This window comes from Mucilaginibacter sp. PAMC 26640, from assembly GCA_001596135.1.
GTDB lineage: Bacteria > Bacteroidota > Bacteroidia > Sphingobacteriales > Sphingobacteriaceae > Mucilaginibacter.
Genome location: CP014773.1, coordinates 3,239,631 through 3,252,331 on the forward strand (window position 1 = coordinate 3,239,631; position 12,701 = coordinate 3,252,331).

15 protein-coding genes are annotated in these 12,701 nt (G+C 43.8%); 9 read left to right on the forward strand and 6 right to left on the reverse strand.

What is annotated here, in order from left to right; all coding sequences use genetic code 11:
- Positions 1-4 precede the first annotated feature (4 nt).
- Both A0256_14080 and A0256_14085 read right to left on the reverse strand, forming a co-directional pair.
- Positions 5-364 carry a hypothetical protein gene (locus A0256_14080; GenBank protein ID AMR32471.1) on the reverse strand — a complete coding sequence of 120 codons (360 nt, stop codon included), beginning with the start codon at positions 362-364 and terminating at the stop codon, positions 5-7.
- A 10-nt stretch (positions 365-374) separates the two neighbouring features.
- Positions 375-1,193, reverse strand: coding sequence for a 3-methyl-2-oxobutanoate hydroxymethyltransferase (locus tag A0256_14085; GenBank protein ID AMR32472.1), 819 nt, complete (start codon positions 1,191-1,193; stop codon positions 375-377).
- A 174-nt stretch (positions 1,194-1,367) separates the two neighbouring features.
- Here A0256_14085 and A0256_14090 point away from each other — a divergent pair, with 174 nt between their 5' ends.
- From A0256_14090 to A0256_14125, 8 genes are all read left to right on the forward strand, one after another.
- Positions 1,368-2,252 (forward strand): AraC family transcriptional regulator, encoded by an 885-nt coding sequence (locus A0256_14090; protein AMR32473.1) that lies wholly within the window; start codon positions 1,368-1,370, stop codon positions 2,250-2,252.
- 83 nt (positions 2,253-2,335) lie between these two features.
- The gene (locus tag A0256_14095) at positions 2,336-3,025 is read left to right on the forward strand and encodes a hypothetical protein (protein AMR32474.1); all 690 of its coding nucleotides are present in this window, start codon (positions 2,336-2,338) and stop codon (positions 3,023-3,025) included.
- Complete coding sequence (locus tag A0256_14100) at positions 3,018-4,379, forward strand: transporter (GenBank protein ID AMR32475.1); 1,362 nt, start codon at positions 3,018-3,020, stop codon at positions 4,377-4,379. Before A0256_14095 ends, A0256_14100 begins: the two co-directional genes overlap by 8 nt.
- 14 nt (positions 4,380-4,393) lie before the next feature.
- A complete protein-coding gene (locus A0256_14105; protein ID AMR32476.1) occupies positions 4,394-5,440 on the forward strand; it encodes a secretion protein HlyD in 1,047 nt (348 codons plus the stop codon).
- Positions 5,437-7,041 carry a hypothetical protein gene (locus A0256_14110; protein ID AMR32477.1) on the forward strand — a complete coding sequence of 535 codons (1,605 nt, stop codon included), beginning with the start codon at positions 5,437-5,439 and terminating at the stop codon, positions 7,039-7,041. The genes A0256_14105 and A0256_14110 overlap by 4 nt, the downstream gene beginning before the upstream one ends.
- Before the next feature lie 61 nt (positions 7,042-7,102).
- Positions 7,103-8,215, forward strand: a complete 1,113-nt coding sequence (locus A0256_14115) for an alcohol dehydrogenase (protein AMR32478.1) — start codon at positions 7,103-7,105, stop codon at positions 8,213-8,215.
- 107 nt (positions 8,216-8,322) lie between these two features.
- Positions 8,323-8,877 carry an NADPH-dependent FMN reductase gene (locus A0256_14120; GenBank protein AMR32479.1) on the forward strand — a complete coding sequence of 185 codons (555 nt, stop codon included), beginning with the start codon at positions 8,323-8,325 and terminating at the stop codon, positions 8,875-8,877.
- A 19-nt stretch (positions 8,878-8,896) separates the two neighbouring features.
- Positions 8,897-9,394, forward strand: coding sequence for a hypothetical protein (locus A0256_14125; protein AMR32480.1), 498 nt, complete (start codon positions 8,897-8,899; stop codon positions 9,392-9,394).
- A 24-nt stretch (positions 9,395-9,418) separates the two neighbouring features.
- Here A0256_14125 and A0256_14130 read toward each other — a convergent pair whose 3' ends face one another.
- The 4 genes from A0256_14130 to A0256_14145 all read right to left on the reverse strand — a co-directional run bounded on the left by A0256_14130 (position 9,419) and on the right by A0256_14145 (position 12,159).
- Positions 9,419-9,991, reverse strand: coding sequence for a hypothetical protein (locus A0256_14130; protein AMR32481.1), 573 nt, complete (start codon positions 9,989-9,991; stop codon positions 9,419-9,421).
- Between the two features lie 21 nt (positions 9,992-10,012).
- Positions 10,013-10,693 (reverse strand): hypothetical protein, encoded by a 681-nt coding sequence (locus tag A0256_14135; protein AMR32482.1) that lies wholly within the window; start codon positions 10,691-10,693, stop codon positions 10,013-10,015.
- Between the two features lie 20 nt (positions 10,694-10,713).
- Positions 10,714-11,481 (reverse strand): dioxygenase, encoded by a 768-nt coding sequence (locus tag A0256_14140; protein AMR34552.1) that lies wholly within the window; start codon positions 11,479-11,481, stop codon positions 10,714-10,716.
- Positions 11,482-11,595: 114 nt separating this feature from the next.
- Positions 11,596-12,159, reverse strand: coding sequence for a polyketide cyclase (locus tag A0256_14145; GenBank protein AMR32483.1), 564 nt, complete (start codon positions 12,157-12,159; stop codon positions 11,596-11,598).
- A 287-nt stretch (positions 12,160-12,446) separates the two neighbouring features.
- Between A0256_14145 and A0256_14150 the strand changes: the two genes are divergently transcribed.
- Positions 12,447-12,677, forward strand: coding sequence for a hypothetical protein (locus A0256_14150; GenBank protein ID AMR32484.1), 231 nt, complete (start codon positions 12,447-12,449; stop codon positions 12,675-12,677).
- Positions 12,678-12,701 lie beyond the last annotated feature (24 nt).

The following is a 12,701-nucleotide window of genomic DNA, read 5'->3' on the forward strand; positions in this document are numbered from 1 at the left end:
TAAATTAAAGCTGTGTTTTAGCTGGTTTTTTAATTGGGACAATGATGACAGGGAAACCTGCGGGTATTTGACCGGAAAGGCATCTGGCATAACTTGTTATATTAATATGATCGCCGGCACGAACAAGTCTGGTTGCCGGGCCGGAAACAAAACATGTCTGGCTGCCAATACGTGCCTTAAGCGCGTAAGTGTCGAACCTTGCGCCGTTTGAATGATTACAGATCAGCACTTTTTCGTTCTCCAGAATGAGTGCCTTTTCTAAAATGGCCTCGTCAAGCAGCAAATAATCTTCTCCATCAGGATACACCCTGATGACCGGCATGTCTTGTATTTCAGATTTGAGGAATAATGACGTAAGCTCCATGATATATGAGTTAATATTGTTCCTTATCACTGGGAAATTTTCGCGACTTGACATCTGAGACATAGGCATTAGTCGCGTTGGTGATCTGGCTATACAGATCCAAATATCTGCGCAGGAACCGGGGAGCAAAATCCTTGGAAATGCCTAACAAATCGTGCATCACCAGCACCTGTCCGTCCACATGTTTGCCCGCACCAATGCCGATTACAGGTATTTGAAGCGACTCCGCAACTGTTTTTCCAAGGGTTGCCGGAATTTTCTCTAACACGAGAGCAAAACAACCGGCCTCCTGCAATGCCTTTGCATTATCTAATAACATATTTGCCTCGTCCTCCTCTTTTGCCCGAACAGCATAGCTTCCAAACTTGTAAATAGATTGAGGGGTCAGCCCCAGGTGTCCCATAACTGGGATACCTGCCTGGATCAGCCTGCTAACCGAATCTATAATTTCTTTTCCGCCCTCCAGTTTTAGCGCATGTGCTCCGGCTTCTTTCATCAGTCTTACCCCTGAACTAAGCGCTTGCTTACTGTCGCCCTGATAGGTGCCGAAGGGGAGATCTGTGATGATCATCGCCCTTTTAACCGCTCTTGCTACGCTTTGCGTATGGTAAATCATATGGTCAAGGGTGATCGGCAGGGTTGTGTCGTAGCCTGCCATGACATTCGCAGCAGAATCGCCCACCAGCAGCACATCAACTCCTGCCTCATCGAATATCCGGGCCATGGAAAAATCGTAAGCGGTGAGCATACAGATTTTCTCATCGTTGGTTTTCATATCCTGCAAAACTTTGCTGGTGATTTTTGGAAATGCGGTTTGTACGGACATCATTTTTTATAGTTGCCAGCTGTCATGTTAATAACAGCTTATATGGTCAGTGCAATAGTACAGGTCAATTTTTAGCCGTTTTCGTCGTAATAGCTTCAGAGTTCGTTCAAATGGAGCAAACGGACATATTTTAGGATAAATAGTGGCAAAAAGAAATTTCAGTTATTTTAATATTGTATTTTCACGCTATTGGAAGAAATCAAAACATTTTCGCTTTCCAGGCATAGCCGCCTTTTTTCTGTTGCAGATAACAGCAAAGAATACTTGTTCATATCCGCGGCAAGCCATCCTTATCCGGAAGAACCATACCGGGCGGAGAGTTACGCCATGGCTTATCTTACTGAGGGAAGTATTTATCTGCAAGCAGGTCTTAACAGTTTTGAGATCGAAGCACCCTCTCTTATCACCCTTGGTCCGTCAGTGATCCGCAGTTTCCGTAAAAGAAGTAACCAACTGAGGATGGATATCATTTTTTTTAAAGACACCTTTTTACTGGAACAATATGCTGACCGGCTTTTCCTTAACAAGTATGATTTTTTTGAAAATAATGATCTCCACGTATTGGCTATTGGGGATGCCTATCAGATCAAATTCAGCAAGATCTTTGAGATTATCAAATCAAGCCAAGCTACAGCCAATTATCATCAGGCCGAGATTATACGAAATTATATCTTCGCGTTGATTTACGAAATCGATGCCTATCACAGACAGCATACAGCGGGAGTTCATTCTTCACTGACCGGCTATACGCTTTTTGCAAAATTCAAACAACTGCTCAACCGCAATTACATGCACGAGCGCAAATTGGAGTTTTATGCTAACCATCTGCATGTCCAACCCAAGTCTCTTTCAGCTGCTGTCAAAAAACACACCGGAAAATCTGCCGGTAAATGGATCGATGAAACGATTGCGTTGGAAGCTAAAGTGCTCTTACAGAACAAATCGCTTACCGTTTCTCAGATCAGCAACATGTTGAACTTTTCAGATCAGTCCGTTTTCGGTAAGTTTTTCAGGGCCAACACCGGCCTTTCCCCGGTAGCTTATCGGAAAAGGTTCCTTTAATAAACAATTTCTTCTGCGCCAATGGTGTAAAATAGATAATTAATACGCCATTTCGACGAACAATGAGGTAATACAGCCGAGTTATGCCGCTGATTTCGACGGAAATTTGTCCTATCAAAAAAGATAAACAGGACATGACCGTACCGACAGATCATTCTACTCAAGATAGCAGGCAGCTCTTACTAAAAGGTGCTGAAGAGCTATTTGCCAGGCATGGCTTTGACGGGACGTCTATCAGGCTTATTGCAAAAGAGCTGGATATTAATTCCGGGATGATCAGTTACTACTTTGGATCGAAAGAAGCCCTCTATCTTGAAATATTCAAGAACAGGCTAATCGAAATTACGGCAGAGATCAAAGGGTTTGATAAACTTAAACTTGATGCCGAAAAAAAATTAAGGGGCTATCTACTCCTGTACATCAAAAGGATCTCTTCGAATAATAGTTTTCATCGACTGCTTTATAACCAGTTAGCCACGCGCCGCCATCCCGCTGTAATTGAAATGGTAACGGAAGCCCGCGTCCAGATTTACCGGTTCCTGCTGAAGATCATTCAAACCGGTATGGATACAGGGCATTTTAAGGCCATCGATGCAGAGATCTTTGCGCTCAATATCCTGTCATTTATCCCTTCTGTCTTTACAGGTAACCTGTCTTCACTAATGCATCTATACGAGCCGGTAAGAGATGATATGACCGGGCGAATGATCGACTATATCTTGTTAATGGTCGTCCCTGAAAAACACCCTTCAAACAATTTAAGTCATGTCTAAGTGCTGCTTCTATGCTAAAAACCCCTGCCTGTCTGTGGCTATACTGTTAGTTGTTATATGGACTGGGCATTCAGAGCGCCTGTTTGCCCAGGTAAACGGTCCGGCTAGTTTCAACGTTTCTTTATCTGAAGCAATTCAGTTTGCTAAAAGCCAGAACAAATGGGTTCAGGCAGCCCGGATCGAAGAAAGCGCTACCGGTGAAGACCGAAAAGACGCTTACCGGGCGGCACTCCCAACGGTCAATATGAGCGGATCTTATCAGCGTTTTTCTGACCTTACTTTATTTACCGAAGGTCTTAGTCATTCCACAACCGGCCCGCGGAAACCAACTCCAAATGCTGCTGCCTTTGGGGTGGATGCCTTATTTAATATTTACAGTGGCGGACGTCAGCGGGCCTTCCAAAAAGAACAAACTTCGCGGCTGGACCTCGCAAAACTAAATGCCGAGGACCAGTCAGGAAACATCGCGCTGCAAACTGCAGGTCAATACCTTGATCTGGTCAGGCTTGCTGACTTGAAAAAATACATTCAGGATCAGTTAAAGAGAGCGCAAACCCGCCTCAAAAACATCAACGCACTGTACAAAAATCAAAAGGTTACCAAAAGTGATGTATTACGCGCTGAGGTTATGCTTTCTAACGTTGAACTTTCCCTGCAGCAAACCGATAACGATATCAGTATAGCTAATCAAAAGCTGGACGTACTGATGAATGTGCCGGACAGCGTTAGTTTAAATCCTACCGATTCTGCCGCCATGCCAAAGCCAAGGCCTGATTCCCTGCTCCAACTGATCGAACGGGCCGGTATATCTTCTATCAGCGTACGTAAAGCAGGGGAGAATGTGGAAATACAACGTGCGCGGGTGAGTGGTATTCAAAGTGCCAATTTGCCATCCTTAGCTTTTTATACCGCTTACGGCTTAAATTACCCGAATTATCTGTTTTTCCCTTCCGTGAACCAGGCGTATGCCGTTGGCTTTGTAGGTCTCAAAGCACAGTACAGCATTTCCTCACTTTATCACAATAGAAGCAAAGTAGCTGCCGGTAAGCTTAGGGTCAAAGAACTGGAACTGCAGCAGCAGGCAACCGCAGATAATATCACCACCGATGTCAAATCTTACTACATTAAATATATAGAGGCACTGAACCGGATCGCTGTTAATCAGCGTTCTGTGGAACAATCGCAGGTCAATTACCGCATCGTTACCACCAAATATTTCAACCAATTGGCTCTGCTCACGGACCTTCTGGATGCAGATAACCTGCTTCAGGAATCAAGGTTCAACCTGATCAGAGCTCAAACTGATGCACTCACCATTTACTATCACCTCTTATACACCAGTGGTAACTTGTAATTAATGCCTTCGACATGAAAAAAGAAAATCAAAAGATCCACCCGGGAAATATTGTCATCACGATCATCGCTGTAATTGTTGTTCTGACCGGCATATTTTACCTCATTCAATATTGGGGTTTTAGCCGGCATTACGAAGAAACCAATGATGCCCAGGTGGATTCCTATATCAACCCGGTATCTGCACGGGCAGGGGGATACATCGAACAGGTTAAGTTCGAAGAGCATCAACTGGTGAAACGCGGTGACACGCTGGTCATTTTGGATGACCGGGAATATAAAGCGCAGTTGGAAGCTGCCGAAGCGGCTATGGACGACGCGCGTGCGCAACTTACCGTACTGTCTGCCGGAATCCATTCATCCGAATTAGGAACTGATGTCAATAAGGACCAGATCAGGGGAGCCCAGGCCAGATACGTGCAACAGCAACAGGATATCAGGCGTTATAAAAATCTGGTCAAAGAAGAAGCCGCTACAGGTTCCGATCTGGAACAGGTACAGGCGCGATACGATGTAGCCGCCAGCGATTACAGCGCTGCGCAGAATAGTCTAAGAACCAATCAGGCACGGGTCAATGAGCTAAAAACACATTTCGCGCTGCTTAAAGCGGATATCAAACGCAAGCAGGCTGCAATGGATCTGGCCAGGCTGAATTTATCTTATACGATCATCAGAGCACCTTATTCGGGAAGGTTAGGACGGAAAAATATCCTGGAAGGCCAGCAGATCCAGCCGGGGCAGCCATTAGTCAGCATCATCAATGAAAATCAGAAATGGATTACCGCAAACTATAAAGAAACGCAGGTCGAGGGCATGTATGTCGGTCAGCCGGTCGACATCAGGGTTGACGCCATAGGCGGCAAAGTATTTAAAGGCCGGATCGAAGCGATAGCCGGCTCGACAGGCTCCCGGTTCTCCCTTTTACCGGCGGATAATTCGACCGGGAATTTTGTTAAGATCATTCAGCGGGTGCCCGTAAAGATTGTCTTTGATGCAAAAGACACTGATCAGTTTATACCCGGAATGAATGTGACCGTATCTGTTAAAAAGAAAACATCATGAGTAAGCCGGTTTATTTCAAGGACTGGATCAATGACTGGCAATGGGGCGTAAGGATCGCCTTGTTCCTCATCTTGCTGGTTTCGCTCATGCAGTTCGGGATGTTCTCACTGACCCAGAATTACATGATCGCCTTTCTCGGCGCACAACCTGAAGATATTTCGTTCGCCCTGTTGCTATGTTATGCCGGGATCATCTCCATACTGCCGGTTCAATTCCGTTTCCTCAAATATTTCGAAACAAGGAACTATCTGGTAACCAATATCCTTCTTGCGGTATTGCTGAACTGTTTGTGTCTGAACTGCCAGGACATTCATTACTTTTTTATCCTCCGCTTTTTACAGGGTATTTTAGTTGGTAATACCGCTGCCTGTGCGCTCATCCTCATCTTTACCCGTTTAGAAAGTGAACGTGCCCAGGCTATCGGTTCGGCGGTGTTTTACGGCACTATCCTCGCCAATACGGTATTAATTGGTTTGGTAGCAGCATTCGTGATTGTCTCGGCGGATTGGAAGGTGACCTACTATTATCTGATCGGATTTCAAATACTCACCCTGCTGATCTGTTTGCTGGCGCTGCGGGGAACATCGGGTCATAAGCCCTATCCTTTGTTCCAGATCGACTGGTCCGGATTTATATTATTTACCTGCACTTCTGTGGGGTTCGCCTATACCATGATCTATGGCTCTAAATACTACTGGTTTTCAGACCCGCGGATATTTTCCAGTACCCTGATCACATTGTGCGGCGCACTGCTGTTTTTCTACAGGCAATCTATCGTTAAACGACCGTTGATCCATGTCAAAGCGTTCAAATACTCCAACTTTTTAATCGGGCTTTGCCTGCTGGCTGTTTACTATGGCAGCAAGGACAGTATTAACCTGATCTATAATTACGCCGGAGGGATTTTGAAATGGAGCACCATGCAGGTTATCGCTTTAGGATTATGCAATGTAGGAGGGATTGTCGTATCGCTCATCTTCTCCACCAGGCTTACCTTAGCCAAACGTCATTCGACCAAGGGCTTTTTAGTAATTGGATTCTTGCTTTTGGTAGCCTATAATCTTTGGATGTGTTTTTTAATGACACCCGACCTGGCTTTTACCGACCTGTTGTTTCCCGTTATGATGCAGGGAGCAGCATCAGGTTTTTTGTTCGTTCCCATTATTATTTTTACAGTATCCTCCTTACCTGCGGAAACAGGCACTACCGGGCTTGTGGTAGCTGCTTATGCCCGGTTCATCGCGTCCTGTAATTCAGTAGCCGGCTATTATAACCTGCAGCTGTATTTCAACCAGCACTTCAAAGAAGGTTTTTTGGGTTACCTGACTGTAGACAATGTAATTACGGCAGACCGGATCAAAGACTTTAAAGCTTTGTATACTGGTAAAGGATTTTCTGCTGATCAGGCTTCAGCATTAGCTAATGCAGCGCTTGGCCAAAGTCTTGCTCAGCAAACCCAGTTATTAACCAACCGGGCTGTATTCCTAACCATCGCAATACTACTTTTCGGTGTGGCCATGCTTATCCTGATGATACCGGCGATCAACAAAACTTTTTTACACTGGAACCGGCGCATGGTAGTGCCAACAGGGAATTTATAGCTTATTCTAAATTTAACAGGAAATAAATTAATCACATTATTCAAAACTAAATTAAATCATTATGGAAATCACAGCAGCTGTCGTTAAAGCACAAGGCAGCGAATTTGAACTGACAAAAGTAATTTTAGACCAACCCAAATCTGATGAAGTGTTGGTCAGGATCGTAGCAACCGGTATTTGTCATACCGATATGGTGGCACGCGATTTCGTCATGGGTTCTCCCAACTTTCCGGTGATCCTGGGTCATGAAGGATCGGGTGTTATCGAAAGCATCGGCGAGGATGTTCATCACCTGAACGTAGGCGACCACGTGGTACTGACCTATGGCTATTGCGGAGAATGCGAGATCTGCCGTTCCGGTACGCCGGCTTACTGCTATGAATTTTTTCCGCGGAACTTCTCGGGTGCCCGTATGGATGGTTCGCATAATCACCATTATCCGGATGGCAAGGTGCTTAATGACAATTTCTTTTCACAATCGTCTTTTGCTACCTACGCCATAGCGCATAAAAATAATGTGATTGCAGTTCCCAAAGATGCGCCATTGGAAATATTGGGCCCATTGGGTTGCGGTATCCAAACTGGTGCAGGGGCCGTTATCAACTCTCTGAAGGTTAAGATCGGCAGCTCTATTGTGATCACAGGCACCGGTGCAGTAGGATTAGCGGCATTAATGGCAGCCAAGGCGTCTTCCGCTACCGTCATCATTGCCGTTGATATCAATGAAGAAAGATTAAATTTTTCTAAAGAGTTTGGTGCAACCCATACCATTAACAGTTTAACCGAGGACGTATCGAAACGTATCCTGGAGATATTGCCCAATGGTGTGCAGTATGGCATCGATACAACCGGCAGAAACGAAGTGATCAACAATGTTTTATCCAGCCTGGCGCCATTGGGCGAAATGGTCTGTATCGGCGTGGCCCGTAAGCCGCTCGAACTGGAAACCAATATCTTTTTGACCAAAGGTTACAAGATCAGGTGGATCAACCAGGGCGACAGTGTCCCGCAGGAATTTATTCCTAAACTGATCCATATGTATCAGTTAGGTCAATTCCCTTTCGACAAGCTGATCAAAACATATGCTTTCCAGGATATTAACGAGGCGGTTGAAGATTCGGAAAAAGGAAGGACGATCAAGTCTGTGCTATTGATCGGCGAATACAAACAATAGGCTGGCAATCTTATTAATCATACACAGTCACATCAATATTTGACCCAAACTAATATTTATTAGTTTGGGTCATTTCACCCTTATTCAACCATCAAACAAATAAAATCATGAGCAAAACAATAGGTATTCTTGCTGGAAGTCTGCGCAAGGAATCATTTTCAAAAAAATTAGCAAACGCTGTATTAAATATGGCACCGGAAGGATTCAAATTTAAAGTTATCTCTTTAGCTGATCTTCCGATTTATAACCAGGACTTTGATGATGACAACGAAGTTCCCCAGGCCATTGTAGCGTATAGAGAGGAGATGGCATCAGTTGACGGCGTTATATTGATAACACCGGAATATAACAGATCCGTTCCAGCTGTTTTAAAAAACGCCTTAGATGTAGGGTCAAGGCCTTATGGAAAGAGTGTTTGGGATGCAAAACCTGCTGCAGTTTTTAGCAACTCACCGGGGAATTTGTCTGCCTTTGGCGCTAATCACCATTTAAGGCAAAGCCTGGTATTTTTGAATGTACCCACCATGCAACAGCCGGAGGTTTATCTCCCGAAAGTTAATGAGCTATTTGATGATGATGGAGTAATAAAAGATGGAAGCACTAAGGACTTTTTGCAGAAGGCGGTAGATGCTTATATAATTTGGTTTCAGAAAAATAGTTAATAAATCTCAATTTTATGTTATGGAAAAAGTAGAATATAGATCGGCAGCTACGCATGCCGAACCGGGAAAAGCTCCCGCCATGAAAGTAAAATTGTTAAGTGCTGTCGAAAATGTCAGCACTTATCTAGTCAGTTTTTTTAAGGGCGATGAAGTTGTATCTGGTTTGACAGGGTTTGCTTTGGAGTACAATGTGAAAAGTGCTCATTTTCAAGGCATAGGAAGTGCGTTCAGTGTGGAGCTGGGTTGGTTTGACTTTGATCGACTGGAGTATGAAGTAATCAATGTAGGAATTGCTGAAGTAACGTCTCTTGACGGGAATATAACCTGGTATGAAGATAAACCCGTAGTTCATGCCCATACCACAGCTTCAGAAAAGGGTGGTTTCGTTAAGGGAGGTCATTTATTAGCCATGCACGTCGGACCAACCGTAGAGGTTATTGTAACGGTTGAACCGACATCGTTGCATAAAAAATTGAATCCTGAATTTAATGCAACGATGATTGATTTTGATCAATAACGCAAAAGTTGGATAATTTTAGCGTTAAAGCTGTTTTCTTACCCTGCTTAAACTTTCCGGGGTAATTCCCAGATATGAAGCAATGTAAATCAACGGTATACGCGCAGCAATTTGTGGGAAATCGCTTATGATAAGTCTGTACCGCTCTTCTGCATTCTGACTTACCGTCGAACTGAGGCGTTGCTGAAGGCTGACATACGCCCGCTGAAATAACTGCCGAAAATATCTTTCCAGCGCAGGTACTTGGTCATAAAGCAGATCGAGTTCGTGATGTGGTAACAACCAAACTTCACTATCTTCGATTGCCTCAATACTGACATTTCCAGGTACCTGCGTTATAAAGCTGAGCAAATCTGCAATCCAATGATCTTCAATGGCCAGCTGAATAACATGTTCTACACCGTCTTTATCCGTAGTGTATGATCGAAGTGCACCTTTTTCAATAAAATAGATGTATCGGCTGATATCGCCCTGAGTGAGTAAGGCCCTTCTTTTTTTAATGAACCTTTTAACAATTACCTTTTCGATCTGTTCAAAATCAGTTGCCGTAATCCGGGCATATTTATTAAAATTGTCGAAGAGGAGCGTTGAAAGCATGCGGATAAATTACACCGCAATTTAAAGACTTTTGGCTGAAATCCAATTAACCAGGTCAGCAAGTTCTTGGTCACCCACGGTGTGCACCATGTTGTATTCGTTAAAAGTGATGTTATCAGTCAGCGGTTGTAAGTAGGCAAGCGCGTCATGAGCGTAAGCTAAAGGTAGCACAGGGTCATTTTTGCCATGGGCAATAAAAATGGGCAAACTTTGAAGTTCCTCTTTTGATCTGATCAAAGGCTTAACCTCTGGCAGCAACCTGCTGCTCAAAATAAATATTCCTGCTAATTTTTTAGGGAAAGTGAGTCCGACACTATAAGACATGATCCCGCCCTGGCTGAAACCACCTAAAAAGACCTTATTTGAATCAAGATCATATTTGTCAGTCAACTGGCTGATAAATGTATTGATTACCAAACGGCTCTTTTCAGCCTGTTCTGCGTTTATTACCCGCTCTCCATTGCAGAACCCTAATTCAAACCAGGTGTATTTACCGGTCGAGATCGTATATGGTGCTCTGGCCGAAACAATAACAAAATCAGGTGGGAATCTATCAGCTAACCTGAAAAGATCTTCTTCATTACTACCGATACCATGCAATAGCAGGATCAAACCCGGCTTTTTTTCTGACGCTACTGGTTGATGTACTTTATATACGAGCATCAGCTCTTCCCCCTTCAGGGCGTTCGTTTTATTTTCCATTATATATTTTTTGAATAATATTACCCGGCCTGAAAACAGCGCATGCTTAAACTGCCAAACTGATAGCCTTCATAAATGTGTTTGATAGACTCGTTTTTGTCGATCAATCCCAGCGCATACATCAGCGGCATGTAGTGGTCATTCGTTGGGATAGACAAACGCGCAGCTGCTCCTGCTTTTTCATAATTGATTAAAGCCTCGAAACTCCGGTTTTCTAATTGATTCTTTACAAATTGGTCGAATTCCAGATTCCAATCATAAGGTTTGGCATCAATATCCCGCCAGTCGATCATTCTTAGGTTATGCACTATGTTGCCGCTGCAAAGAATGAGTACACCCTTACGGCGCAGTTCTTTAAACTGTTTGCCTAATTGATAATGGAATGCCGCTGGCTTCGAATAATCCATGCTCATTTCAAATACCGGTACATCGGCATCGGGCCAGATAAATTTCAATACTGTCCATGCTCCGTGGTCGAGGCCCATATCGTGATCTTCGATTACATCAGTAATGGAAACCATTGACTTTAATTCACGTGCCAGTTCGGGATGGCCCATTGGTTCGTACCTCACATCAAATAACTCCTTTGAGAAACCGCCAAAATCATGGATCGTGCGTGGTTTGGGATTGACGCTGACATACGTCCCAATAGTTTCCCAATGCGCTGATATAACCAATACCGCACTCGGTTTATCCATGTTTTTACCAAGTTTCGTAAGCGTTTGCGTAAAATCATTATCCCACAAAGCATTCATGGGATGGCCGTGCCCGATAAACAACATGGGCATCGTTTTTTCCCTAACCGGGAAATTTCCGGCGATGTTGGCCAGTTCCTGCAGTTTCATTTTTTTTATCCTTTAAGCAGGCATACTTTCGAAGTATGCCTGCAATATTATATTTGATTACTTGCCTAAACCAATTTGGTCAAGGTAGGCCTTGTTATCCCAGAATAAATGCTCTTCAGTCATTACACCATCTTTCCAGATGCCGATGGTTGCCATCGGGATATTGAATTTTTTGCCGGTCGGCTGGATGAATTTTCCATTGCCTACAGGCATAGGTTTTGTAAAAGTACCTTCGAAAACACCGGTAACAGCCGTAAAATTTCCAGAACCGAAGCGAATAGGGTGTTGTTTGATGCGCGTATCAGGCGCATAAACAAATAATGCTTTCATATCGTCAACATGTTTAGCCAAACCAGTTGTGATGTGACCATCCGGCCAGTATACTTTAATATCCTTACCATGGCTTTCGTGAAAGCGGGCCCATTGCTGGCCGCTGAATACGGTATAGTCTAACGTGTCAAATGTTTTTAAATGTTGTTGAACTAATTTGTCTGCTGCTGTCAGTTGTTTTAACTGTTGCTGCATCTTTGCGATTTCCTGTTTGGATTGTGCTTTTACACCTAAACCCATTGTGCTTACTATTAATAATAGTATCACGGTAGCCTTTGATAAAGTTTTCATGTTTTTGATTTTTAATTTGTTCTTTAATTAACATGACAAAGTTGGTGCTAATTGCGCTGCATCTATTTGACCTATGGTAAGAAATACGCTTGAGCTATGTTAAGATGGAGCGGCCTATCCAGAGGATCTGCCGATGGCAGAGATTGAAGGAAAACTGCTGTAACAGCTTGGTTTACCGGCTGGTTACTTCCGGATGCTCTAATTATGAACACTTTATTCCCGCGCAAGTGCTATCACAAACGCTATATATATTATCGAAATCCGAGATCAAATAAAATTCAAATTCTATGGAAGGGTGTCCGGGAATCGACAAAGTGGTAGGAAATGGCAATATGCACGATGGCAATTCTCCCGAAATCATCCGGTCGCGAATCTTTGCAGTTATCATCTGTAAAAGATTAAGTGGAGGAGATAATACGCTCATGATCCCGTCACTATCAGTTCAGCCGCAACAACCAGGTTTCCTAACCAGGCATCGCCCGGATTCAAACGAATTTACGGGTGCTGATGGAAAATAGTCTCCCTAGGAGCACTTATGAGGT